We start from the raw sequence: 26,939 nt of genomic DNA on the forward strand, positions 1-26,939 counted from the left end.
CGCAGTACTCAGGTTCTAATGACGTTGAATCATATTTTTTTGCTCTTACTAATGAAGATGCTTTTTTATTTAATTTTGAATTTAATAAAGCATCTGGAAATAATGATAGTAGTGTAAGTTCTATTATACCGATAATATCACAAACAAAAAGCGAATATAAACCCAAAAAGCAAGGCGATAATCTAATAATAAAAACCACTCTAAATATAGGTGATAATGATTTAACGTTATTTGAGATTACTTTTAATCCAGATTTAAAAAATAGGATAATGAAATTTATCAGTAAATCTAAATTGGAATGATAAAAGGGCTGTTGTTCAACTAACTATAATGTTAAGCAACAGCCCTCTTTGAGACTGTGAAAAAAAGTCAGTAAAAATGTAAACATAAAGTAGGTCTTCTATGATAAAATCATAGTGATTATTTCGCATGAATGAGTCCAGTATAGAACAAAGTTCCGTACCCCATATCCTCTTTTTATACCACCTATTCGAGCATGGAACCATACACTTGAAGCCCTTCACATTTAACAGAAGAATTACTGACAACATAAAAATACTTATTACTGGATACCCGTCACATAAAAATGAGCTGTAGCACTAATTTTAGTGTGCAGCTCATTTTTATGTGCTGTTTACATTATTTTTAAATAATTTTATGGATCAATTACTCATTGGAATCTTCTTTACTATTTTCTGAAAGATCTTTGTCCAATAATTTTTCACTTACATTATCTAGCATATTATCTATTATATCAGAAATCTGGGGACTTTACTTGATTAAATCAGCGTTTCCCTAGTTTAATACATGCAGGCAGTTTGCACAAAACAGAGAGATGAATGCGCCTATGGAAATGTATTAGAAATTCTTTTCTCTGAAGCTTTTGTGCTATATCATCAAACAGATTGTCTGAGCCCACGAGTTATCTGTTTGATGATATGTCCAGCGCAAAAGCTTCAGAGAATTAGGATTTCTTATACATTGGAATCGAAGCATTCATCTTTCTGTTTTGTGCAAACTGCCGTCCCCATTGTGAAAAACTGCTTTTTACCATACAAATCTTAATCTCATTACCCTGGGACTTATAACCCATATAATATAACAAATTTCACCATGTTTACTTGCTTTTTTAAGGTTAACCATATAAAATGAAAGAAAGAATGGAAAGATGCGTACAGACACGCGGATGGGAGCAACGTGGAGAAGATTATTATTGAGGAAAAACAGACGAAAGCAGTACGGCACTTTTTGCGTTCTTTCGCCCTTTTTTTTCTGGCGGTTACCCTATGGGTAGCAGGATTTCGGGCGAGGTCTCTGCTGCTTGGTTTGCCAGGGGGTATAGCTGCTGTTGTATTCGGTATACGGTGTATTGTGAATCTTTTGAAGGCATCGCAGAAAAAACCTCTGATTACCATAACCTTTGACGGTATTATTGACAGTTCCTCGAAAAATTCAATAGGTATGCTGTCATTCCAGGATATTGAACAGTTCTGTATTGCAGAGGAAGATGATGCCATTGGAATTATACCAAGGGATGAAGAAGTTTTTATAAAGAAGCTCTCGCCTTTAAAGCAGCAAAAGGCCATTGATAATAAAAGCTACGAAAAGCCGGTGTTCCTGCTCTATGTGGGGAATGCAAAGGATATGTCCTTAGAGGATATCTACACTCTTCTGAAAAAACGTTTGGATGACTACCGCAGCCTGTATGATTGACACAATGATAATGACAACAGAAAGGTATTACATGATAAAGAGATATCTATTATTTGATTTAGACGGAACACTTACAAATCCCAAAGAGGGAATTACAAAATCCTTGCAGTATGCCCTTCATCATGTAGGAATTGAGGTAGAAGACCTGGATTCCTTAGAGAAGCATATCGGCCCTCCTTTAATAGACGGACTGAGGGATATCCAGGGACTGAAGGAAGAGGAGATAAAGGAAGCCACAAGATGGTACAGGGAATACTTTAAGGAAAAAGGAATCTTTCTGAATGTTAAGTATGAAGGTATCGATGACCTCCTTGATACCCTTGTAAAGGCTGGCAGGACCTTAATTCTTGCAACCTCCAAGCCGGAAGAATTTGCAAGGGAAATCCTGGTGCATTTTAATCTGGACCATTATTTTACGGACATCTGCGGCGCTGCCATGGATGATACCAGAAGAAAAAAGGGTGACATTATAGCGTATGCCCTAAAGAAGAATGGCATAAATGACAAAGAGCAGGTCGTAATGATAGGGGACAGGCTTCATGACATAAAGGGAGCCAGGGAAAACGGAATCAGTTCTATTGGGGTACTCTATGGCTTTGGAAGCAAGGAAGAGCTGACAGAAGCAGGAGCCGGCAGCCTTGCAAAGGACCTGGAGGAATTAAAGGATATATTGTTAAAGGAATAAATGCTGATGCTGCTGAAAGAGAGTGGCATCCGTAATAAAAGCAATGCTGTTTCCTGCTCAGGCAGCTTAAGGGCCAGGCAGGAGTAAATACTAAATTATGCACCGCCATGAGCGGAGGAATGGAGGTAACTATGAGATTTATATCATGGAATGTAAATGGTTTAAGAGCATGTTTAAATAAAGGCTTTGAAGATTTTTTCAAAGAACAGGAGGCGGACTTTTTCTGCCTTCAGGAAACCAAGATGCAAAAGGAGCAGTGGGAGCATTCCTTTGAAGGCTATTATGAGTACTGGAACAGTGCGGTAAAGAAGGGCTATTCGGGAACTGCCATTTTTGCAAAGAAAGAACCCTTATCCGTAACCTATGGCCTTGGTATTGAAAAGCATGACCTGGAAGGCCGTGTCATTACACTGGAATATGACAATTTCTATCTGGTAAATGTTTATACGCCCAATTCCAAGAGAGAACTGGCAAGGCTTGATTACCGGATGGAATGGGAGGATGATTTCAGGGCCTATTTAAAAGAGCTGGATAAGAAGAAACCGGTAATTCTTTGCGGGGATTTAAATGTTGCCCATAAAGAGATTGATTTAAAGAATCCCAAGACAAATACCATGAATGCCGGCTTTACAAAGGAAGAACGTGAGAAGATGACAACGCTTCTGGAAAATGGCTTTGTAGATTCTTTCCGCTATCTCTATCCTGATGACATAGAGCGTTACACCTGGTGGTCCTACATGTTCCATGCCAGAGAGAAGAATGCTGGCTGGCGTATTGACTATTTTATAGTGTCGGAGCCATTAAAGGATAAGATTAAAGACAGCATTATTCATAAGGATGCCTTAGGCAGTGACCATTGTCCTGTTGAGCTGGATATAGAATTGTAATAGGAATATTTAAAATGCATTTTATTGCGGGCCATTTAACTCATGGAAGAGGGAAAACCAGGATACAGCTTATATGGACAGAAGAAAGATGTATTATAAAAGAAATATATAAATAAAAGAATAACTGAAAGAAAATTAAGGGAATGAAAGGCTGCCATTTGTAATTCTTTCAGCTTCTATACGGGCAGTGCCGGAAAACTGCGGCAGGAAAATATAAGCTATGAAAATCTACGATATAACCCAGGAGGTCTTTACGAGTGCCGTATATCCTGGAGATGAAAAGCCTTCCTATGTAAGGAACAGTTCCATGGAAAAGGGTGATGTCTGCAATGTTACGGTAATTACCATGTGTGCCCATAACGGTACCCATATGGATGCACCTTTCCATTTTGTAAAAGACGGGAAAACCATTGAGGAGCTCAATCTTTATCATTGCGTTGGAAACTGCACCTTGAAGGCCTTTGATAAACAGCCTTCAGCCGAGGAGCTGAGGGAAGTCCTAAAGCACAGCCAGAAAAAATTGCTTTTAAAAGGACCGGTGGTTATTTCCATGGAGCTTGCCAGGTGCATCCTTGAATATGACCTGGAGCTTATCGGAGTGGAAAGCCAGAGCGTGGCACCGTTAGAAGCACCAAGGGAAGTGCATGTGGAGCTTTTGGAAAAGGAAGTAGTCCTGCTGGAGGGGCTGAAGCTGGACGAGGCGGAAGAAGGGGAATACTTTCTGGTCGCCGCACCGGTTAAGCTCGGAGGCTGTGACGGAGCACCGGTAAGAGCAATATTAATGGAGCTGTAAGGCTGGTAAAAGGAGGATATGCTGCATGGATACCATGGAATTTATAGTAAATACAATAAAAGAGCTTGTGAATATTCCAAGCCCTTCCGGCTACACAAAGGAAGTAATGGAATACGTAAGAAATAAAGCGGAGGGATTCGGCTACGCTTGTGAATACAGCAAAAAGGGCGGAATGATAATATCAGTTCCGGGAAAAGAAAAGGAAACCTTGGGGGTTTCTGCCCATGTGGATACTCTGGGAGCCATGGTGCGTTCCGTATCAGCCAATGGCATGCTTAAGTTCACTCTGGTAGGCGGATTTACGATGCAGAGCATTGAAGGCAGCTATTGCAAGATACATACCAGGGAGGGAAAGACCTTTACAGGTACCATATTGTCAAAAAGTCCTTCGGTCCATACCTATGATGATGCAAGAACACTGGAACGAAGTGAAAAAAATATGGAGATACGTATTGACGAGCAGGTAAAAAATAAGGAAGAGGTACTTGCTTTAGGAATCAATACCGGAGATTATATCAGCTTTGATGCTAATTTTGAGTATACGAAAGCAGGCTTTATCAAGTCCAGGCATCTGGATGACAAAGCCTCAGTTGCAGTATTATTGGGCTTATTAAGGGATATGCAGGAAGAAAAAGTGGTGCCTCAGAAAAATTTAAAGCTTGTTATCAGCAACTACGAGGAAGTGGGATACGGTGCCAGCTGGCTTCCGGAGGATATCACGGAATTTTTAGCCGTGGATATGGGAGCCATGGGGGATGACCTGAATGGAAGTGAGTATGCCGTATCCATTTGTGCCAAGGACTCTTCCGGCCCCTATGATTATGAACTGACCAATAAGCTTATCAATATCGCAAAGCGCTCAGAGGTGGATTTTGTAATTGATATATTCCCCCATTACGGCTCTGATGTATCCGCAGCTCTCAGAGGAGGAAATAACATCAGGGGCGCCTTGATCGGACAGGGAGTACATGCCTCCCATGGCATGGAACGTACTCATATCAAGGGCTTGGAAAACACTCTGAAGCTGCTGGAGAAATTCATACTGGAAAAGTAGGCATAGTTTCCTGTACGCTTATAATGGAATTAATCACATTTCCCATATTGGCAATATCAACGATGCCATAACCCCAATCCGGGTTGGGATAAGTCTCATTAGGCCTTCGGCTTGCGCTTTGGGTGATGATTTTTTTCATAAGTGCATTACTCATCTGAGGAAAATTACCGTTTGTTACGCCCCATTCCAGGAGAAGGGATAAGACCCCTGCTATATAGGCGGAGGCAACACTGGTGCCGCTTACCTGGATGAACTTGTTGTCAAGATAGGGACTTAAGATATTAACGCCGGGAGCAGTGATATCTGGCTTTGGGAAGTTATTAACGGTATTGCCTTTGCTGGCGTAAAAGAAGAGAGTATTGTTTACCGGATTGTAAGCTGTGGCACATATCAGGCTGCTGTTGTTACCCGGAGCAACAATGGTAGTATTATTATTCGGTTCTAAAAAAGTTGTTCCTGCTGATAGAAAATTATGAATAGGAAGCCAGAAATGAAAGCGCATGGGCAGGTCGCCCTTGATGCCATAAACATAAAAATGCCAGTTTCCCGGGACAGGCTGATTGAAGCGCAAAACAATAAATTGCTCTGTGGAATAGGGCTCCTTGACCTGGCTGTCAGCAATGATGGTCATATTTTCAAGAGAATAAAGAATGCTGTTGCTGGTTGTCGGCGGTATCCTGGTAATGAACCCTCCGTCAGGGGCATACAGGTCAATCCAGAACCAGTTTGGGGCGGTTCCCCAAAACTGCATGGTAAATCCATAGGTATTTTCGCCAACGGTAAGAATAACATCGTCGAAAGCAGTGGGAGGCTTGATATCACCATAATAATGGCTTCCCCGGTTACTTTCATTGCCTGCTGCCACTGCGACAGCTCTTCCGTTTATTTCGCTGAAGGAAGCCAGAAATCTGCTTAAAGTCCGGTTACCCGTATGGTCGCTTTGGCTGGTGCCTATTCCTAAACAAATGATCAGCGGTTTATTATTTGCAAGAGCCAGCTGATGGAGGTAGACAACTCCGGTTATGATATCATTTTCCTGAAAACAGACAGCATCAGGGGGAATGGAGAAGAACTCCTTTATATAGGCTTTGGCAGGTTTTAATTTGACTACAGCAAAGATGATATCATCGGCAACACCGGAAAAACCAGATTCCGTGTTCTTTGATCCTCCGGCAATACCGGCCATCATGGTACCATGTCCAATGGTATCCATACTTGGAACTACTGCCAGGGGATTCTCTGCTTTTAAAGCTTCATTAATCATCCCATTATTGTATTCCGTACCATAGAAAAAGCCTTGTGGATAATTGCTGCTGTCGATGCTCTGGTCCCAGATGGTCAGTATCCTGCTGGTCCCATCTTCCTTTAAAAAAGTTTGGTTTCGGTAATCAATGCCGGTGTCAATAAATCCAATTATTACACCTTTACCGGAATAACCGTCTCCCACCTTAAAGGAAACCGGAAGATTCCTAATATTATAATCAAAGGTATCTTCATTTGCGTTTAACAAGCCAAAGCAGGCAGGGATTCGGTTATAGCCAAATCTATGGATACTGTCAAAGGTCATATTCTCAACTGGAATGTGGACGACGGATGAATCATCAAAGGTCAGACTTACAGAGGTATCAGGGTAGGTATTTACGATTTCATCTCTTTCTTGGTTAGAGACAATTAGATCTGCAAAATCATCACTTAGTATTTTAAACCGCTCGGATTCAGTCATAGGGCTACCTCTATAGACTATTTACTTCATTTATATGAAGGAAAGAAGAAGAACGGAACAAAAATATAAAAAGTTAATGAATCGGTTTCTTTCTGTATTTCTTTCCGGCAACTTCTACACTCCCAATGGTTATCAGAGCGTTGTTATCAAAGGAATGTACGATATTTTTGATCTTTGCGATTTCCAGACGGGATACAACAACATAAATGACATTCGTTGTCAATCTTGAGAAGCCGCCCTGGCCGTTTAACAGGGTCACACCTCTTCCCAATCTATCGATGATGGCCTGGGTAATATCTTCATTTCTATCGGAAACAATGGTAACAGCCTTGGACTCGTCCACACCTTCCACAACAATATCAATCATTTTAAAGGCTACGAAATAGGCAATAAGAGAGTACATAGCCCTGTCCCATCCATATACAAATCCCGCACCGCTTAATATAAATACATTAAAAAACATCACTATTTGTCCTATGGAAAAGCTGACTTTCTTATCCAGAATAATGGCAACAATCTCCGTACCGTCCAAAGAACCCCCTGCACGGATAATAAGACCTACGCCGGTACCGTTGATAATGCCGCCGAATACCGTTGCCAGAAAGATATCATGAGTAACACCGGGAATCGGATGGAGAAAGGAAACGCCGATGGAAAGACAGGTTACGGCAAAGGCAGTGGAGAGCACGAAGGTTTTCCCGATTTGCTTGTAGCCGATAATAAAAAAAGGAATATTTAAAGCGAATGTAAAGAGTCCCAGAGGTAATCCGGAAAGATAACTGGTAATAATAGATACGCCTATGATACCGCCGTCGATGATGTTATTGGGTATTAAGAAAATTTCCAGCCCAATGGATGATAAACATGCTCCGAAGATAATCATTAACATCCGAAAGACGATAGAAAGGTATTTGTGTTTGGTCTGTGTCATCCACTATCCTCCTATAAATTAGTTTTAATTTCATTTTAACATAGGAAAAAAGGGGAGACAAGAGAAAATTACAGAAAAGACACGGTAAACGCATAAAGGAAGTTTATGGAAACGGACGATGACCAAGAGGGGGGGTGGAGTTTTGTTACGCGAGAACCCTTATTTCACTAAAGCGGCAGAAGACGTAACTGGCAGGTAAATCAGCGCCAAACTCGCTGTAACAAATATGGCTGTGTCAGTTAACGAGCTCAAACAGTGGCGCTGTTTTACCTGGTCACGTTTCCTGCCGCTTAAGTGTCATAAGGAACCTCTTGAGACAAAACGCCAAAACACCCCCCTTGGTCATCTGTGCATATCCATTATTTGGTCTGTATCATCTATCCGCCGTTTCCGGTATTCCGTCGGACTTAGCCCAAGGTTTTTAAGGAATACCCGGGAAAAGGTCTTATAGGACTTAAAGCCCGTCTCAAAGCAGATATCAAGAACGGAGGAATCGGTAGAAAGCAGCAGGTCACAGGCCTGTGCAAGGCGTATTTTCTCCAGGTATTTGTGAAAATTTTCTCCAAGGAGCTGATGGAAGGAGGAGCTGATGTGGGAAGCACTCATGTGGAAGCCTTCGGACAGGTGCTTTAAGGTAATATCCTCCTGGTAGTGCTGGGATACATAGGTTATGATATCCCACATGCCGCTTTTCTGGCTTAAAATACGCTTTCCTTCTGCCAGGCTATTCTTATCCCCGCGGTTCCGGTCGTAGGTAATCAGGAGTTCCATGAGCTTGCTCTTAAACATCAGGGTACTCCATTTTTTACGCTGTGTGAGCTCCTTTTGCATGGAGTTTAAAATAGCTGTCAGCTCATTTGTTGTTTCTTCCCCAAAATCATTATAGGGAACCTTATCCATAGCCGCCTGGCTTAAAAGCTCCGTAAGGACCTGAAAATCCCCCTTTTTGTCATAAAAGCTCTCAAACTTGATGCTGCCTACAAAAACAGTTACCGGCTTTTCCGGGGCTACCTCGATTTCATGAATGTGGTGGGGAAACAAAAGAGTAAAGGTGCCGGGCTTTAAGATATGCTCTACTCCGTTAATCTTCTCCCGGGCACTTCCGCCCACGGTAAAATTGAACTCAATATAATTATGACAGTGAGGAAGTACATGCTCTTTGATATTGTCGACTCTCAGGGCAAAGGGAAGGTCTTCGCTGATCCACTGTTTATGGGAAACCAGTAACGGATTCATAATAATTTCCTCCTGCTTCTTTCCGGCAGCTTTAAAGAGAGCAGCCTGATTGTTATATATCATGAAAATAGAGATAAGGATATTTTCTATGGTCATTATAAAGTACAGCCTATTATAAGTCAAATACTGATTTCTGTCATGTGGGGTAAGTTTTTATAAATTAAATGGGAGATAAAATTTTGAGATATTCTTGGTAATAATGGCATGAAAAGAAGGACAGTCTTTATTATGATAAGGATAGCGATATTTTGTATTATTACATCATGAATTTAAGGAGGTAATTATGCCGTACTATTTGCAGAATATGAAAGACAGGCTGCCGGAAGTGCAAAAAAGGATAAAGGAATCCATATATGAAAAAAAAGCGCTCTTGGATATGACAGTCTGGATAACACCGGAGCCCGTACCCTTTCCGAACAGGACCACCGGTAAAGAAAAGAAGGTGACCGTAGGAGAAAGCTGGGGCGGACTCTTTGAATGCGGCTGGTTCCATTTTACGGGAACGGTCCCGGAAGGATTTGAAAACCCTGGGGAAAAGGGAGAAGATACGTTGAATTTTGAGACCTCGGATACCGAACCGGTACTGTTAATCGATATTAATGGTGAGCTATGCGTGGTGAATGAGGAGGGAAAGCCGGTAAGGGGACTTACCAATGTATCCTCGGAATATGATTATAATTTGGGAAGACCCGGAAAGACCGTTTACCGTTTTGACCGTGCTCTGAAAGCAGGAGAAACTATCGATTTGTGGGCGGATGCAGGCTGTAATGATCTCTTCGGAAAGTACCAGGACAGCGGGATTATAAGGGATGCCCATCTTGCTGTCTGCAACCGGGAGCTGGAACAGCTTTATTATGATGTTGAAGTACTTTATGAGCTGATGCTGAACCTGTCCGAGGAAAGTGCCAGGTACCACAGCCTCCTTCACAGCTTGAACCGGGCTGCCAATGAGCTTCATTTATATAACAATGAGGAAGCCCGCAGGGCAAGAGGAATCCTTGGCAAAGAGCTGGAGAAAAAGGGCGGGGATGCTTCCCTTAAGGTAAGTGCCGTAGGCCATGCCCATATTGACCTTGCGTGGCTGTGGCCCATCAGGGAAACTATCCGCAAAGGAGCAAGAACCTTTTCCACTGTTCTCAGGAATATGGAGAGGTATCCGGACTATGTGTTCGGAGCCAGCCAGGCCCAGCTATACCAATGGGTCAAGGAGTATTACCCGGCTCTTTATGAAGAGGTAAAGGAGCGGATTAAAGAAGGCCGCTGGGAGGTGCAGGGTGCCATGTGGGTGGAAGCGGATACCAATATATCCGGCGGTGAAGCCCTCATCCGGCAGGTACTTCTGGGTAAACGCTACTTTCAGGAGGAATTCGGGCAGGATATACGGAATCTGTGGCTGCCGGATGTCTTTGGATATACGGCGGCACTGCCTCAGATATTGAAGAAATCCGGAGTAGATTATTTTATGACCATAAAACTATCCTGGAGTAAATTCAACAGGCATCCCCATCATACCTTCTGGTGGGAAGGACTGGATGGCAGCCGGATTCTGGCACATATGCCGCCGGAGGGAACCTATAACAGCTCCGCAGCTCCCAGAGCGGTTAAAAAATCAGAGCAGGAATTCCTGGATAAGGGAGTCGGCGAGGAATGCCTTCTTCTGTTCGGAATAGGAGACGGAGGCGGAGGTCCGGGAGAAGAGCACCTGGAAAGGCTGAAAAGGGAGAAGGATTTAAATGGACTTGTTCCCATAAGCCAGGGACCTGCCCAGGGATTCTTCGACAGGATCAGCAGGGAAGCCTCCCTTTACAAGACCTGGAAGGGAGAGCTGTACCTGGAGTACCATCAGGGCACCTATACTTCCCAGGGCCGTAATAAAAGATATAACAGAAAGATGGAGCTTGCCTTAAGGGAGCTTGAAATCGCTTCCGTTTGGAATATAGTAAAGGCCGGCAGCAAAGAGAACAGCAGCCTGAAGGCTGGGGAAGCTCTATACCCTGCTGCATTCCTGGATAAGATCTGGAAGGAAACCCTCTTATACCAGTTCCATGATATTCTGCCAGGCTCCTCCATTTCCAGGGTGTACAACGAATCTCTTGAGAGATATAAGGAAATGCTGGAAGAGGTAGAAGCGGCAGTTAAGGAAAGGTATCAAGCTCTGGAAACCGGAAAGATACCGGAATCAGAGGGCCTTACAGCAACTCTTGAAGAAGAGGGCTTTGTCAGGATATTCAACCCCCTGTCCTGGGAACGTGAGGAATGGGTTCAGATAGGGGATAACTGGACAAAAGTGAAGGTTCCGTCAATGGGATACCGGGTATTTCCTGTTCCGGAGGGGAAGGGCAGTTCAGAGGCGGCACCGGACTCCCTGGCTGGTACTGCTGCCGGAAATCACTCTGCGGAGGATGCCTTTGCAAAGCTGCCGGATGGGGTGAAAACTCTGGAAAATGATATCTTTACTGTCGTATTTTCCGATGACGGATTTATTCAGTCTATCTATGACAAGGAAGAAAACCGGCAGGTTATACCGGAAGGTGAAAAGGCAAATAAGCTGGTGCTGTATGAGGATAAAGGCGATGCATGGGATTTCCCCATATATTATGACGAGGTTCCCGGCGAGGCGCTTATACTCACGGACAGCAAGGTTTACAGGGAGGGTCCTCAGCTTGTAAGGCTGAATCATTTCAGCACTCCCTCCGGTAAGTCGAAGCTGGAGCAGAAGGTGGTATTAAGGGATGGAAGCAGGCGTATTGATTTTATCAGTACAGCCCATTGGGAAGAAAGCGAAAAGATGCTTCGTACCTCCTTCCCTGTAAATGTTTCAGCTCAGGAAGCTACCTGTGAAATCCAGTTTGGCAATATCAAACGGCCGACTCACTCGAATACCTCCTGGGATATGGCAAAATATGAGGTCTGCGCTCATAAGTGGGTGGATATCTCCCAGGGAGATTATGGCACCGCACTTCTAAATGATTGTAAATACGGACATAAAGTAAGAGATAATGTATTGGATCTGAACCTGTTAAGAAGTACAGCATATCCTGACATCAATGCGGACAGGGGAAGCCATGAATTTACCTATTCCCTGTACCCTCATAAGGGAGACTATATCGAGGGCGGAGTAGTAAGGGCAGGCTATGAGCTGAACGTACCCCTTACTATTCTTCCGGCGGACCATAGTATTACACCAGAATCAGAATCCCTGGTAATAGTCGATGTAAAGAATGTCATTGTCGAATCTGTCAAGAAATGTGAAGACAGCGATGACTTGATTCTGCGCCTGTATGAATGCCATGGCAGAGGAGCCAGGGCCAAGGTGCAGCTGGGCTTTAAGGTAAGAGATATCGTATTGGCAGACTTAATGGAAAATGAAATAAGCCAGAAGGGTCTTACGAAAGACGCCGGGGAAAAAGATTCCTGTACACTGGAATTTAAGCCCTTTGAGATACAAACTTTGAAGGTATCCTTATAGGCGGCAGAAAATCAATTAAAGCAGCTGCAGTTTCCGGCTTAAGAGCTTTAGAGCAACAGGATGATATTTATTAGAATGATATCTGTACCGATATGACCGGCCGGGAACAAACGGCTTCATGCCTTCTATGTTTCACTTTCGGCCTTTGTGGCAGAGCGTAAACATAGAAGGTTTTTTAATAGCGATTTTGGTGTAAGGCTTTTAAGATTAATGATACTTAAATATTTTACAAGTGGGATGGCGGCATTTTGTATTTGTTTCGGTATATGAAAGTGTTATAATAATGAATATATGAAAACAGCAGAGCTGGATGGAATAATCAGTGAGTGCAAGTCTAAAGCACAGGGAGCCATGCTATGAGCAGAATATTAATTATAGAGGATAATAAGGACGTGAACTTTATGCTTTCTGAGACCTTATCGGAAGCCGGCTATGAGGTTTGTCCGGCTTATACAGGAATAGAAGGAGTCAATAAAGCCAAATCGGAAGAATTTGACCTGATGCTGTTAGATATCATGCTTCCCTATAAGAGCGGAGATGTAGTCCTGAAGGAGGTTCGTGTATTTTCGGATATTCCGGTCATTATTATCTCTGCAAAGGATATGGTCCATACAAAGATTGAAATGCTGAAGCTTGGAGCGGACGACTATATAACAAAGCCCTTTGATTTGGGAGAAGTAGCCGCAAGAGTTGAGACTCTTCTCAGAAGAATCCAGAAGCAGAAGGAAAAGGTGCAGACATACAGCTTTAAAGAGCTTACCCTGGATTGCAATGCAAAACGCTTCTTTGTAAAGGAAGGGGAGGTAGAGCTTACAGCCAAGGAATATCTTATAATGGAGCTGTTTTTAAGGAACCAGGACAGGATATTTACCAAGGCCAAATTGTATGAAACCATCTGGGGAGAAGAGTATCTTGGAGATGACAATACCGTAAAAACCCATATCAGTAATTTAAGAAATAAAATAAAGAATGGGAATACGAAGGAAGAATATATCGAAACTGTCTGGGGGCTTGGATACCGTTTGAATAAAAGTGTAAAATAGTTTCTTATCACTTTCTTATTCATAAGCCTCCGTTTCTTAACCTTTTCTAAACCTTTGCCGGATATACTGAAGTCATGAAAGGATGAGTGAGGACATGAAAGGAAAAGAATATATTTTAAGAACAAACAGCCTCTCAAAAAGCTATCATGGCTGCAGGGTATTGCAAAAGGTATCCATAGACCTGGAACCTGGCAGGATATACGGTTTAATCGGTCAGAACGGTGCCGGAAAAACAACGCTGATGCGTGCCATTACCGGGTTGACCTTTCCGGAAGAAGGAAGCATAGAGCTGTTCGGGCAAAGGGGGAAAGACTTGCCGGAGGAAAGAAAACGCATAGGCTCCATGATTGAATACCCCAGTATTATCCCCTATATGAGCGCCGGTGAGAATCTCACCTATTATAAGACCCTGCGCGGCATACCGGGTAAAGCCCTGGTAGGGGAACTGCTGGCACTTGTGGGTTTAAAGGATACGGGAAGGAAGGCTGCCAGAAATTTTTCCCTGGGAATGAAACAGCGCCTGGGTATTGCCATTGCTTTAATCGGGAATCCGGATTTACTGATTCTGGATGAGCCCATTAATGGCCTTGACCCATTAGGCGTAATCGAGATAAGAGAATTGATCAAGAGGCTCTGTGAGGAACGGCATATGACGATTCTTATCTCCAGCCATAATCTGCCGGAGCTTTATCAGACAGCAACGGACTATATTATTATCCACCATGGGAGTATTAAGAGAGCCATAACTCAAAAGGAATTAGAGGAAAACTGCAAGCACCATATCCTGATAGGAAGTATGGAGCCTGAAAAAGTGGTAAATGTCATAGAGATGCAGCTGCATACGGATAAATATAAGGTTATGCCCGATAAAACAGTGAAATTATATGACTGCCTGGATGAGAAGGAAACCGTAGCAAAAGCGTTAATGGACAGTGGAATCATAATGACAAGCTTTACGGTTCAGGGAGATACTCTGGAGAATTACTTCCTGTCAGTAATCGGAGGTGAGGGAAATGCTTAATATGATCTATGCGGATATCTATAAGATGTTGAAATCAGGTTCCATTAAAATCTTATTTGCCATAACGGTTTTGACCTCCCTGCTTATGGCAGTAATGGGAAATGCCATAGCAAATGGCAGGCTGAGTGCCGAGTTTGGAGGAATTGCCTTTCTTTTCTCGGATGTTAATGTTATAAGTATTCTTGGCGGGGTAATAGCAGGTATTTTTATCTGCAGTGACTTTGAAAACAAAACAATCCATGAAGCAATTGCCTGCGGCTGCAGCAGAGGAAAGATTGTTATCAGCAAGGCAGTGGCATTTTTCTGCGGAATAGTGGTTCTGCTGCTTCCTTATGGGGCGGCCACAGGCATCGCCTTAAGCCTTGGAGGAAATTACAATCCCGGAAAGGATTCCCTGGGCTTTTTCTATCTGCTTGCAAAGGAATCCGGTGCTGTTCTGAAGGGAGCGGACCTGCCGAAGCTTATTCTGGTTATGATAGCTCTGATTATGGTACTTGCGTCACAGTTAAGTGTCTGTATACCCTTAGCACTTCTATTGAAGAAGCCGGTGCTTGTTGTGGGATTATACTACGGAATCTCTATAATGAGCGCACAGTTACTGGGACTTGCCAGAAATCATGAAATCTTTGATAAGATATATGCCCTTACACCCTTTGGAGGAGAATATCTGTTTATGAATTTAAAAACCGGAATGGGAGATGTGGGGAAATCCCTTGCTGTCAGCCTGGTCTTTATCCTTTTGGTACTTGGAATTACAGCGGGAGTATTTCGCAAAGCAGAAATAAAGTAGAAGCAGTTTGAAAAGGGGAAAGGAAGGAGGAGGCGAAAGAGATGAATATACCAGTTATAGTGCTTACTGCCATTATTGTTCTGCTGATTCTATATATCTATCTTCTGAAGCGGCAATTTAAGAATATCAACCGGCAGCTTGACAAGCGGCTCAATAAGCATACAAGGCAGCCGGTCAGCGTGGAATTCATCAACCGCCAGCTGAATCAACTGGTAATTAATATCAATAACTGCTTAAAGGCGGAGGAAAACCTCCGCCTTACCTGCATCAGGGACGAAAAAAAGTTCAAGGAATTAATTGCAAATATATCCCATGACCTTAGAACACCCCTTACTGCTATAAAAGGTTATCTGCAAATGCTTGATAATGGGGAGCTGTCCTGTGAACAGCAGATGAAATTAGATGTTGCCGTAAAATACACAAGGGAGCTGGAGCAGCTGATTTCCCACTTTTTTGAGTATTCCTGCCTTATTTCGGCGGAAGATGAACTTAAGCTGGAAAAAATAAATCTGACCAACCTCATGACAGAATGCCTGGCGGAAGCAGTTCCATCCTTTGAGGAGCAGCATTTGATATTGGATTTTATAGAACCAAAGGCTATTTTTGTTTTAGGCGATAAGGAAAGCCTCCTTCGGATTATTCAGAATCTGATTCGCAACTGCAGGCAGCATGCCAGAGATAGGGTTGAAGTTCAGCTTTTAGAGGAAAATGAACAGGCTGTCATGTCCTTTTGCAATTATATGGAAAAAGATTCGGACCTTGACCCTGGCAGGATGTTTGAACGATTTTATACCGGTGATAAAGCAAGAGTAAGCCAGTCCGGCCTGGGACTGGCCATTGTGAAAATCCTTGCAGAGCAGATGGGGGGCGGTGCCGCTGCCGCATTGGAAGAGGTCAGGCTTGAAATCAGGGTAATGCTTCCCTTATTTCGGGATGAGGGATAATGACACCTGTTCTTTATGATAATTCACCTAGCGATTCCATTAATTCTTACCTGTTCTAGTAATTCATTTATATGATATTGATAAATTACACTCTTAGATTTTGATGTCTTAAATCTAAACTGGTTGTTTCCTTATGCAAAACCTTGAACGGCCTACAGAAAAATAAAATACCTTCCGACCCTTTTTTTATAGGCGGCATAGCTGCCTACAAAAGTACTCTCTAAATATTTTTCTTCTTCCAGTATTTGAAGGTGCATCATTAGGATTGTAAAAACAGCGGCTATAAGCATAACCATATTTCCAAAAGTCAAGCATGCACCTATATATGTCAGGTCAAATCCTAAAAAAGCAGGATTTCTGCTTACTTTATAAATACCCGAAGTAACCATCTCCGTTTTGTCTTTGTCCGGTATCCCGGCTCTCCAGCTATCCCTCATAGTGGCCATGGCAATGATAAAAAGACAGGTGCCCAGACCGGACAGCACTAAACCGGTTAACCTTATTGGCTGGCCTGTAAACATGGAAACATTTAATATTGCGCTGATAAACATAATGGCAGCAATAAGAACAGTGGATATTTTTAATAAGCTTTCAACTATAACAGCTTTCTTGGATTTATTGCCTTTACCTAATTGATTGGTTTTAATGCCTTTTCTTTTTTGATTCAGGAGTTTATAAAAATAAGCGGTGTAAAATAAGATGACCTCTATAATCCCAATTAGTTGTATCATAGTAAACCTCCCTTTATGATTGGTTGAATAATTGAGTAACTGTTCAACTAAGAATATTATATTCATTATTTTCTAACAATGTCAAGTGAAATTGTAGTTTGTTAATTTAAAATTGTTACAGTACGGACTTCCTTGCATTTAAGTTTTGGGAAACGGACGATGGTTTTTGGTTCCGTTCAGGCATTTTCTTGTTCGGAGCTGCTAGCTCCTGTTCCGATTCCACTAAAATGCCAGCCGTTATTCCTGGAAGGTTAAATTGCACCAAACTCGCTTCACATTTACTGGGTATATTAACACTGTGAGCTCAGACACTGGTGTAATTTAACCTAGTCATAACGGCTGCCATTTAAGTGTCATATGGAACCCCTCAATAGAAAATGCCTGAACGGAACCAGAAACCATCTGTACTTTAACTTAAAATTACTGTGAATAAATGTGCAAGGATGAACGGTAACTCATAAGTTAATTCGGATTCAAAATGTTATGTTTAGAAAAATGTTTTGCATTTTTATACCCTAAATATAAGTGGAAGAAATCTGAGATTAGCTTCTTACACCTGTAACAAATTTATATTAGTATAGAACAGAAAATATCATTGAACCAATGGAAAAACATAGCATCTGGTTATTGAATTAGATATAATAACGGCATAGATAAAATTTTTTAAAATACTTGCATTTGCTAATTATAAATGTTATAGTAGTTATAGAACAAACTAAAATTCAAAAAAAATAACTTTAAAGGGGGTTATTGTATGAATATCAGCAAATTTACTCAGAACTCCGTTCAAGTGGTGCAGAACTGCGAAAAGCTTGCCATGGATTTCGGTCATCAGGAAATTGATGAAGAACACCTGCTCTACAGCCTTCTTACCATAGAGGACAGCCTTATATTGAAGCTTCTTAAGAAGATGGAGATAGTAGGGGAAGTGTTTACCGCACAGGTAGAAGGCCTGCTGAATAAGAGGCCCAAGGTATCCGGCGGACAGATTTATATCAGCAATGATTTGAATAAGGTTTTAATTTATGCAGAGGATGAAGCAAAGAAAATGGGGGATGATTATGTCTCCGTAGAGCATCTTTTCTTAAGCCTCTTAAAGCAGCCCAACAAGACATTAAAAGAATTATTTAAAACCTTCGGGATTACGAAGGAAGACTTTCTTAAAGCCCTTCAATCCGTAAGAGGGAATCAGAAGGTTACCTCCGACAACCCGGAAGGGACTTATGATACCCTGGAAAAGTACGGCTCCGATTTGGTGGAAAGAGCCAAGGAACAAAAGCTTGACCCCGTTATCGGAAGGGATGGGGAAATCCGTAACCTTATCCGTATCCTCTCCCGTAAGACCAAGAACAATCCGGTGCTTATCGGGGAGCCGGGTGTCGGTAAAACTGCTGTAGTCGAAGGGCTTGCCCAGAGAATTGTCAGAGGCGATGTGCCGGAGGCTTTGAAAAACAAAAAGGTATTTGCCCTTGATATGGGAGCGCTGGTTGCCGGGGCAAAGTACCGCGGCGAATTTGAAGAGAGGTTAAAGGCAGTACTGGAAGAAATCAAAAACAGTGATGGTGAAATCATCCTCTTTATTGACGAGCTTCATACCATAGTAGGAGCTGGAAAGACGGAAGGCTCCATGGATGCCGGCAATATGTTAAAGCCCATGCTTGCCAGAGGGGAGCTTCACTGTATTGGAGCCACCACCCTAAACGAATACCGTATGTATATTGAAAAGGATGCGGCTCTTGAGAGACGTTTCCAGCCGGTAATGGTGGATGAGCCGACTGTGGAGGATACCATTTCCATTCTAAGAGGTCTGAAGGACCGCTATGAGGTATTCCATGGAGTGAAGATCACAGACAGTGCCCTGGTTTCCGCAGCAGTCCTGTCCAACCGCTATATATCCGACCGTTTTCTGCCGGATAAGGCAATTGATCTGGTGGATGAAGCCTGTGCTTTGATTAAGACAGAGCTGGATTCCATGCCCACAGAACTGGACGATATCAGCAGGCATATCATGCAGCTTGAGATTGAAGAAGCTGCCCTGAAGAAGGAGACAGACCGTTTGAGCCAGGAAAGGCTTGAGAATTTAAGCAAGGAGCTGGCGGAGACCAAGGAGCTCTTTGCTGCCGGAAAGTCCAGATGGGACAATGAAAAGACTGCTGTTGAGAGGGTACAGAAATTAAGAGAGGAATTAGAAAGCCTTAACAATGAAATAGAAATCGCAGAAAGAAAATATGACCTGAATAAAGCTGCAGAACTAAAATACGGCAGGCTTCCCCAGATTACAAAGCAATTGGCGGAGGAGGAAGAAAAGGTAAGAAAGGAAGAGCATACCCTGGTTCATGAGAATGTTAGCGAGGAAGAAATCGCAAAGATAGTTTCCCGCTGGACCGGTATTCCCGTTGCCAAGTTAACGGAAAGCGAGAGGGCAAAAACTCTCCATCTGGATGCGGAGCTTCATAAGAGGGTAATGGGACAGGATGAAGGAGTTCAGCTGGTATCCGATGCCATCCTTCGTTCCAAGGCAGGAATCAAGGACCCTACAAAGCCAATCGGTTCTTTCCTTTTTCTGGGACCTACCGGTGTCGGTAAGACGGAGCTTGCCAAGGCTTTGGCAGCAGCCCTTTTTGACAATGAGCAGAATATGGTGCGTATTGATATGAGTGAATATATGGAGAAATACTCTGTCTCCAGACTTATCGGAGCGCCTCCGGGATATGTGGGATACGAGGAAGGCGGACAGCTCACGGAGGCAGTCAGAAGAAAGCCCTATTCGGTAGTTCTGTTTGATGAGATTGAAAAAGCCCATCCCGATGTCTTTAATGTCCTGCTGCAGGTACTGGATGACGGACGTATTACGGATTCCCAGGGCAGAACGGTGGACTTTAAGAACACAATTCTTATTATGACCTCCAATATCGGCTCGACCTACCTTCTGGACGGTATTGATGAAGCCGGCAACATTATGGAGGGCTGCAAGGACCTGGTCATGAATGACCTGAGAAATCATTTCAGACCGGAATTTCTTAACAGGCTGGATGAGATTATTCTGTTCAAGCCCTTAACGCCAAAGGATATCAGAGGCATTATTGACCTCCTCATAATGGAACTTAATAAGAGGCTCTCAGACAGGGAAATTACCATTGAGCTTACGGAGGCAGCCAAGGATTTTGTAGTAAAGGAAGCCTATGACCCGGTATACGGAGCAAGGCCTCTTAAAAGGTATCTGCAAAAGAATGTGGAGACCTTAAGTGCCAGATTAATTCTAAGTGATGAAGTAGACACCGAGGATACCATTCTGATTGATGTCAGAAATGATGCCTTAACAGGCAGTGTAAAGCGGAATATGTAAATAATGGTTTTTCGTGCATTTCCAAAATAGATAGTATATAATACCCATAGGTATATCGCCAGAGACAGCAGGCAGTAAAGCAGTACCGGCGATTAGGGGGAAAAAGGTGACAAATTTAGAGAAATTACTATCTGCTGTGAAAAGGACACATGTATATATACAGACTCATAATTATCCGGATCAGGATGCCCTGGGTTCAGCCTTTGGCCTGGCAGCCCTTTTAAAGGAAAAGGGTGTTGACTCTACTATCTGCTACAGCGGTCAGATAGATAAATTAAATACCCAGAAGATGGTAGAGCTGATTCCCATTCCTGTCTGTATAGGGGAGGGGCTTCCGATGACGGAAGAGGATGAAATCCTTCTTGTGGACTCTCAGGAGGGGAATATCAATGTAAAGAAATTTCCGGGAAGGATAATTGCCTGCATTGACCACCATCCCAGACAGCAGACAGAGAAATACCGCTTTGCTGATATCCGCAGCGATGTCGGTTCCTGCTGTGCTATCATAGGGGATTATTTTCTGGAAAATGGGATTGAACCGGAAGAAGCAGTTGCCACAGCCCTTGCCTATGGAATTAAAATGGATACGGCTAATTTAACAAGAAATGTTTCCGAATTGGATATTGAAATCTTTCACTATCTTTTTGATAAAATAGAATCGGAGAAGCTGAATGAGCTGGAGGGCAGCTCCTTAAGGAAAGAGGACTTAAATGCCTATAAGGAAGCTATCAGCAATTTAAAAATCTATGGCAGGCTTGGAATCGTCAGGATAGGGGACGATTACTCCGAGGCTATCCTTGGCAGTATTTCCGATTTTTTGCAGACTCTTTCCGAACTGGATATAACCCTTGTTTATGGCTACCGGGTTGGAGGGCTTAAATTCTCCATCCGCAGCGGAACACCCTTAGTGGATGCAGGCAAGGCAATTAAGGCTGCCCTGCGAGGTGTTGGTGACGGCGGCGGGCATGCAGTAATGGCAGCCGGCTTTATACCGGAGCTTCAGGGAGAGGCTGAAATTGCGGATATGTCTTCCCTGGTGGAACAGCGGCTGATTCAGTATGTCCACAAAAAATTGATTGACGTATAAGCATTTGCGTGCTATAATACCTACGGTACATTTATCTGGATTAAGCATCTGGAGCAAGGGAATAATTACGGAATATAGCTAATATGTGATATTAGAGCTCTCTGTCCTAAAAGACCAAGAGCTTTTTTTATGGGTTTAAGCTCCTTTTATTAATGAATATCTTTTGCAGATGCTTATAGCGGTTTTGAAACTATATGGGGACTAAGACTGGTAATTAGCGGAATACTAATACTACTTATAAACAGATTTTAGGAGAAAATACACAGCCGCAGCAGGATAAGGACTGAAAGAATTCAAGATTAGAAAGGGTAATATATTTATGCAGACAGTTAAATTTGAAGAATTAGGAATCAGCGATGCGATATTAAAGGCCATTTTAGAGATGGGCTTTGAAGAAGCCTCTCCCATCCAGGCCAATGCCATACCGGTCATGCTGGAGGGAAAGGATATTGTAGGCCAGGCCCAGACAGGAACCGGTAAGACAGCAGCCTTTGGGATTCCGTTGTTAGAGAAGATCGATCCAAAAGACAAGCATTTACAAGCGGTGGTTTTAAGCCCTACCAGGGAGCTTGCCATTCAGATAGCGGAGGAAATCAGAAAGCTTGCTACCTTTATGCATGGAATTAAGGTACTTCCCATATACGGAGGACAGGACATTTCGAAACAGATCCGTTCCTTAAAGGCCGGTACACAGATTGTTATCGGTACTCCGGGCCGTGTAATGGACCATATGAGAAGAAAAACCGTTAAGTTTGATGAAGTAAAGCTGATAGTGCTGGATGAAGCAGATGAAATGCTTAACATGGGCTTTCGTGAAGATATTGAAACAATCCTGAAGGATGTTCCGGAGGAAAGGCAGACAGTATTATTCTCAGCAACCATGCCGAAGCCTATTATGGACATTGCAAAGACCTATCAGAAGGATGCCCAGATTATAAAGGTGGTTAAGAAGGAACTTACGGTTCCGAAAATTGAGCAGTATTACTATGAAGTAAAGCCCAAGAACAAGGACGAGGTGCTTTGCAGACTGCTTGATATGTATGATCCCAAGCTTTCACTGGTATTTTGCAATACCAAGAAGCAGGTGGATGAGCTGGTATCCGTTCTCCAGGGAAGAGGATATTTTGCGGAAGGCCTTCACGGCGACTTGAAGCAGCAGCAGCGTGACCGTGTAATGCACAGCTTCCGGAACGGAAAGACAGAGATTCTGGTAGCAACGGATGTGGCCGCCAGAGGAATTGACGTGGATGATGTGGAGGCAGTATTTAATTATGATGTGCCTCAGGATGATGAATATTATGTACACCGTATCGGAAGGACCGGAAGAGCAGGAAGAACCGGAAGGGCCTTTACCCTTGTAGTTGGCAAGGAAGTCTATAAATTAAAGGATATCCAGAGATATTGCAAGACAAAGATACTGGCACAGCCCATTCCTTCCATTAATGACGTTACAGCAGTAAAAGCAGAAAAAATCCTGGACCGCGTCCAGAAGATCATTGCAGAAGATGATTTATCCAAAATGATAGAAATCATCGAGCAAAGAGTCAATGCAGAGGATTGTACGGCTCTTGATATTGCGGCAGCTTTTCTGAAGCTTTCCATGGGAGACGAAAACGAGCAGATTGAAGAGAAGGCTTCCTATGAAGATTATGGCGATACAGGAGCGGAAGCCGGAATGGTAAGGCTCTTTATCAATATCGGAAAGAAGCAGAATACAAGACCGGGAGATATCTTAGGCGCTATTGCCGGAGAGACCGGAATGCCGGGTAAATTAATCGGTTCCATTGATATGTACGATAAGTATACCTTCGTTGAGGTGCCAAGAGAATATGCAGGCGATGTAATCCAGGTAATGAAGGATGCGAAAATAAAAGGTAAGAGTATTAATATAGAGCCGGCAAACAGGAAATAACAAGCCGTCGCTGCCTTGCGGCGGGTTAAGATACAAGGGCTGCAGCATCGGATATAAAACATAGTACTTTATGTATATGGTTTATATGGTGCTGCAGCCCTTTTACTGTTAATTATTTGTCCAGGAGGCCGATAATTCCGGAAAATATCATGCCAAGTCCGATAATAACTACGATGATTCTTGCAACTACCCGGGGATTCTTATAGAACGGAAGTTTATATTCGGCCTGGTCTTCTTCAGTTTCTATAGCTTCTTTATCTATGCTCTCATTTTCAACAGACTCTTTATCTGGCTCAAGGCTGCCGATTAAATCCAGGGCTGCTTCATAGTCTTTTCTATCAACATATATGTCTTCCCCATAAACGGAATAACCCATATATACATTCATGTATCCGCCTGCTCCAATATCCTTTTTAAAGCAGGGAATATTATTATTTATAAGCAAATTCATAATAAGTCCGGCATCAATGTCGTTGGCAGCAGATGTGACCTTTACAGGATCTGAGGCAGCAGAATACACCTCGTCATCTTCAGGCAGCTGAGCCGTCAATTCTTTTTTACAATCCGGGCACACCGTTATACCGGATTCATATTCCTTTTTACAATTTGGACAATACATAATAAGTTGTACCTCCCTGATCTGAAAATTTACGTTCACATTTAATTTATTTCTTTCTGATTAGTTACTAACTATTTATGCTACCTATTTATACTAACCATTTTGCTGCTAACTAATTTGTTACTACCTATTTTATTATTGACTATTCTATTACTGACTATTTTATTACTGATTACTTTGTTTCCGCCTATTTATTCCCAGCTATTTAAATCTTAACATTAAGTATAGATTTTGTGTACCCCTAATATTCCTTTTAGAAAAATATTTTATTATTTTAGAACAACGACTCTTCGAGGGACAATAAAAGAAAATAATAAAAGCAGAATGGAGTGGCATACTAAAGTATGGATTTTTGTAATAAGTCGGGAAATGCGCAAGCATTCAAATAAAATGCACTATTAATGCGCTATAAAAGAAACATAAAATGTGCATAAAAAGTAAAATACCGGCTTGTTTTAGGTATAAAATATGATATAATTAAGTGAAAAAATTCAAAGGAAGGATGGTATTTATCGTGTTTATCAAAGAAGTTAAAGATAATCTGGTTCATAATATAATTCCCTTCTGGGAAAGTTTAAGAGATAATCAATACGGTGGTTATTACGGATTTTATGATTTTGACCTGAATTTGCACAAGGAAGCAACAAAGGGTGTGATTTTAAACAGCAGAATTTTATGGTTCTTTACCAATGCATACACAACTTTGGGGGACGAAGAATGTTTAGACCATGCAAACCATGCATACCAATTCTTAAGAGATTTCTGTTTGGATAAGGAATACGGCGGGGTATACTGGTCCATGTCTTATGACGGAAAACCGGAAGATTCCACAAAACATACCTACAATCAGGCATTTGCAATTTATGCTTTATCTTCCTATTATGGTGCGACAAAGAATCCGGAGGCTTTAAAACTGGCCTATGGCCTCTTTGAATTAGTTGAAGCGAAATGCAAGGATTCCGTAGGTTACCTGGAAGCCTTTGATCGTTCTTTTGAACCTGTTGATAATGAAAAATTGTCCGAAAACGGCCTTATGGCAAGTAAGACCATGAATACACTGCTCCATGTGTTTGAAGCCTATACGGAACTGTACCGTGTGGACGGCCAGGAAAAAGTGGGCAGCTGCCTGAAATGGATGCTGGACCAGTTTGCGGAGGTCTTGTTTAATCCTGACCGCCGAATCCTGGAGGTCTTCTTTGATGAAAATATGAAGAGTTTATCGGATCTGAATTCTTACGGACATGATATTGAAGCCTCCTGGCTTATTGACCGGGGCTGTGAAGTTCTGGGGGATGAAGCTTATACGGCTAAGCTTCGGAAAGTTACCGATGCCTTAAGAGAGCATATTTTAGAAGAGGGCTTTGACGGTACATCCTTAAATAATGAATGTTTTAAAGGTGAGGTCGATACCACAAAGATCTGGTGGGTTGAAGCAGAGTCGGTCTTAGGCTATATTAACGGTTATCAGAAAGATCCTTCCAAAAAGGAATATCTTGATGCGGCAGCGAAAATATGGAATTTTATTAAGGAATTTATGATTGATAAACGAAGGGGTTCCGAATGGTTTTATGACCTGAATAAAAAGGGTGAGCCGGTAAGCCGGAGAGAAATTGTGGGCCCCTGGAAATGCCCTTATCATAACGGAAGAATGTGCTTTGAAGTAATAAAGAGAAATGTAGACTGGTAAAAAGAATTAGTTTGAGAAAGGCAGGGTCCTGAAATGCATCCGAATTATTATGTACAATTGGAAAAGTATAATAAGCTGATCAGCAAAAAGAATGAAGTAAGCCCCATCTATAATGGAATATATGACCGTTATATCAATCCGGTTTTAACCAACGAACATATACCGGTATTCTGGAAATATGATCTGAATGAAGAAAGCAACCCCTATTTTATGGAACGGCTGGGAGTAAATGCCGTATTCAATTCCGGAGCCATTGAATTAAACGGCAAGTACTACCTGGTGGCACGTATCGAAGGAAATGACAGAAAATCCTTCTTTGGCGTGGCAGAAAGCGACAGCCCGGTAGACGGATTCAAGTTCTGGGATTATCCTGTCTTGCTTCCCGATACCTGCAAGGAAGAGACCAACGTTTATGATATGAGACTTACCAAGCATGAAGACGGCTATATCTATGGTGTATTTTGCTCGGAGAGCAAGGACACTGCCAGCTCTGATTTATCCGCAGCAAAGGCAGAGGCAGGAATTGTGCGTACCAAGGATTTAAAGAACTGGGAAAGACTTGACAATCTAAAGACCTTAAATTCTCCCCAGCAGAGAAATGTAGTACTGCATCCCGAATTCATCAATGGAAAATATGCCTTTTATACCAGGCCCATGGATGACTTTATTAATACAGGCTCCGGCGGCGGTATCGGCTTTGGATACTGTGATGATATCACTCACGCAGTGATCAATGAGGAAATTATTACAAGCGAAAGAAAATACCATACGATTACAGAGGCTAAGAATGGAGCAGGTGCTGTTCCTATCAGGACGGAAAAGGGCTGGATACACATAGCTCACGGTGTTCGAAATACTGCGGCAGGCCTTCGCTATGTAATCTATGTATTTGCAACAGATTTAATAGACCCTGCCAAGGTGATAGCCGAGCCCTCCGGCTTCTTTATCGCGCCCCTTGGAGAAGAAAGAGTAGGAGATGTTTCTAACGTAGCATTTACAAATGGTGCTATCGCAAGAGACAATGGAGAGGTGTATATTTATTATGCTTCTTCTGATACAAGGCTCCATGTTGCTTCCACATCAATTGATAAACTCATAGATTATACCTTTCATACACCGGTCGACCCCTTACGTTCGGTGGATTGTGTAAAACAAAGGTGTGAGCTTATCACAAAAAATCTGGAGTATTTAAAATAATACTGGCTTTAATAGTGCCGAATCAAAAGAACCGCCCCTTTATGCGAAAGCCTTGGGGCGGTTCTTTTGGA

Annotated in this window: 21 protein-coding genes; 16 read left to right on the top strand and 5 right to left on the bottom strand. The window is 42.5% G+C overall.

The window, feature by feature from the left end:
* The 6 genes from BUB77_RS29945 to BUB77_RS15810 all read left to right on the top strand — a co-directional run.
* Window positions 1–302 (top strand): hypothetical protein (locus BUB77_RS29945; RefSeq protein ID WP_170866667.1); only part of this gene is annotated, 302 nt, incomplete at its 5' end.
* An 895-nt stretch (window positions 303–1,197) separates the two neighbouring features.
* The gene (locus BUB77_RS15790) at window positions 1,198–1,713 is read left to right on the top strand and encodes an STM3941 family protein (protein ID WP_073277645.1); all 516 of its coding nucleotides are present in this window, start codon (window positions 1,198–1,200) and stop codon (window positions 1,711–1,713) included.
* A 31-nt stretch (window positions 1,714–1,744) separates the two neighbouring features.
* A complete protein-coding gene (locus BUB77_RS15795; RefSeq protein ID WP_073277878.1) occupies window positions 1,745–2,398 on the top strand; it encodes an HAD family hydrolase in 654 nt (217 codons plus the stop codon).
* Between the two features lie 131 nt (window positions 2,399–2,529).
* Window positions 2,530–3,285, top strand: coding sequence for an exodeoxyribonuclease III (locus tag BUB77_RS15800; RefSeq protein ID WP_073277647.1), 756 nt, complete (start codon window positions 2,530–2,532; stop codon window positions 3,283–3,285).
* A 220-nt stretch (window positions 3,286–3,505) separates the two neighbouring features.
* Window positions 3,506–4,078: a cyclase family protein gene (locus BUB77_RS15805; protein ID WP_073277649.1), complete on the top strand. Its 573-nt coding sequence runs from the start codon at window positions 3,506–3,508 to the stop codon at window positions 4,076–4,078.
* A gap of 25 nt (window positions 4,079–4,103) precedes the next feature.
* Window positions 4,104–5,132, top strand: coding sequence for a M42 family metallopeptidase (locus BUB77_RS15810; protein ID WP_073277651.1), 1,029 nt, complete (start codon window positions 4,104–4,106; stop codon window positions 5,130–5,132).
* On the opposite strand, the gene BUB77_RS15815 is transcribed toward BUB77_RS15810, so the two are convergent.
* From BUB77_RS15815 to BUB77_RS15825, 3 genes are all read right to left on the bottom strand, one after another.
* Window positions 5,116–6,855: a S8 family peptidase gene (locus BUB77_RS15815; protein ID WP_073277653.1), complete on the bottom strand. Its 1,740-nt coding sequence runs from the start codon at window positions 6,853–6,855 to the stop codon at window positions 5,116–5,118. The genes BUB77_RS15810 and BUB77_RS15815 overlap by 17 nt on opposite strands.
* Window positions 6,856–6,928: 73 nt before the next feature.
* On the bottom strand, window positions 6,929–7,786 hold the full coding sequence (locus BUB77_RS15820) for a YitT family protein (protein WP_073277655.1): 858 nt from the start codon (window positions 7,784–7,786) through the stop codon (window positions 6,929–6,931).
* Between the two features lie 342 nt (window positions 7,787–8,128).
* On the bottom strand, window positions 8,129–9,022 hold the full coding sequence (locus BUB77_RS15825; protein WP_073277880.1) for an AraC family transcriptional regulator: 894 nt from the start codon (window positions 9,020–9,022) through the stop codon (window positions 8,129–8,131).
* Between the two features lie 283 nt (window positions 9,023–9,305).
* On the opposite strand from BUB77_RS15825, the gene BUB77_RS15830 reads away from it, so the two are divergent.
* The 5 genes from BUB77_RS15830 (at window position 9,306) to BUB77_RS15850 (ending at window position 16,289) form a co-directional block, all read left to right on the top strand.
* Window positions 9,306–12,491 (top strand): alpha-mannosidase, encoded by a 3,186-nt coding sequence (locus tag BUB77_RS15830; RefSeq protein ID WP_073277657.1) that lies wholly within the window; start codon window positions 9,306–9,308, stop codon window positions 12,489–12,491.
* Window positions 12,492–12,847: 356 nt separating this feature from the next.
* Entirely contained in the window at window positions 12,848–13,534 is a 687-nt protein-coding gene (locus tag BUB77_RS15835; protein ID WP_073277659.1) for a response regulator transcription factor, read from the top strand.
* Window positions 13,535–13,628: 94 nt separating this feature from the next.
* Window positions 13,629–14,555, top strand: coding sequence for an ABC transporter ATP-binding protein (locus BUB77_RS15840; RefSeq protein WP_073277661.1), 927 nt, complete (start codon window positions 13,629–13,631; stop codon window positions 14,553–14,555).
* Complete coding sequence (locus BUB77_RS15845; protein ID WP_073277663.1) at window positions 14,548–15,345, top strand: ABC transporter permease; 798 nt, start codon at window positions 14,548–14,550, stop codon at window positions 15,343–15,345. Before BUB77_RS15840 ends, BUB77_RS15845 begins: the two co-directional genes overlap by 8 nt.
* 41 nt (window positions 15,346–15,386) lie before the next feature.
* On the top strand, window positions 15,387–16,289 hold the full coding sequence (locus BUB77_RS15850; protein WP_073277665.1) for a sensor histidine kinase: 903 nt from the start codon (window positions 15,387–15,389) through the stop codon (window positions 16,287–16,289).
* 152 nt (window positions 16,290–16,441) lie between these two features.
* On the opposite strand, the gene BUB77_RS15855 is transcribed toward BUB77_RS15850, so the two are convergent.
* Window positions 16,442–17,020 (bottom strand): methyltransferase family protein, encoded by a 579-nt coding sequence (locus BUB77_RS15855; protein WP_073277667.1) that lies wholly within the window; start codon window positions 17,018–17,020, stop codon window positions 16,442–16,444.
* A gap of 754 nt (window positions 17,021–17,774) precedes the next feature.
* Between BUB77_RS15855 and clpB the strand changes: the two genes are divergently transcribed.
* The 3 genes from clpB (at window position 17,775) to BUB77_RS15870 (ending at window position 23,365) form a co-directional block, all read left to right on the top strand.
* A complete protein-coding gene (gene clpB / locus BUB77_RS15860) occupies window positions 17,775–20,366 on the top strand; it encodes an ATP-dependent chaperone ClpB (protein ID WP_073277669.1) in 2,592 nt (863 codons plus the stop codon).
* A gap of 106 nt (window positions 20,367–20,472) precedes the next feature.
* Window positions 20,473–21,453: a DHH family phosphoesterase gene (locus BUB77_RS15865; protein ID WP_073277671.1), complete on the top strand. Its 981-nt coding sequence runs from the start codon at window positions 20,473–20,475 to the stop codon at window positions 21,451–21,453.
* 319 nt (window positions 21,454–21,772) lie between these two features.
* Entirely contained in the window at window positions 21,773–23,365 is a 1,593-nt protein-coding gene (locus BUB77_RS15870) for a DEAD/DEAH box helicase (RefSeq protein ID WP_073277673.1), read from the top strand.
* Between the two features lie 112 nt (window positions 23,366–23,477).
* Here the strand turns inward: BUB77_RS15870 and BUB77_RS15875 are convergent, their stop codons facing one another.
* On the bottom strand, window positions 23,478–23,984 hold the full coding sequence (locus BUB77_RS15875) for a putative signal transducing protein (protein ID WP_073277674.1): 507 nt from the start codon (window positions 23,982–23,984) through the stop codon (window positions 23,478–23,480).
* Between the two features lie 514 nt (window positions 23,985–24,498).
* Here BUB77_RS15875 and BUB77_RS15880 point away from each other — a divergent pair.
* Window positions 24,499–25,671 (top strand): AGE family epimerase/isomerase, encoded by a 1,173-nt coding sequence (locus BUB77_RS15880; RefSeq protein ID WP_207650842.1) that lies wholly within the window; start codon window positions 24,499–24,501, stop codon window positions 25,669–25,671.
* A 33-nt stretch (window positions 25,672–25,704) separates the two neighbouring features.
* Complete coding sequence (locus tag BUB77_RS15885) at window positions 25,705–26,868, top strand: glycoside hydrolase family 130 protein (RefSeq protein ID WP_073277678.1); 1,164 nt, start codon at window positions 25,705–25,707, stop codon at window positions 26,866–26,868.
* Window positions 26,869–26,939: the final 71 nt, after the last annotated feature.

It is taken from the genome of Anaerocolumna jejuensis DSM 15929 (assembly GCF_900142215.1).
Classification (GTDB): Bacteria; Bacillota; Clostridia; order Lachnospirales; family Lachnospiraceae; genus Anaerocolumna; species Anaerocolumna jejuensis.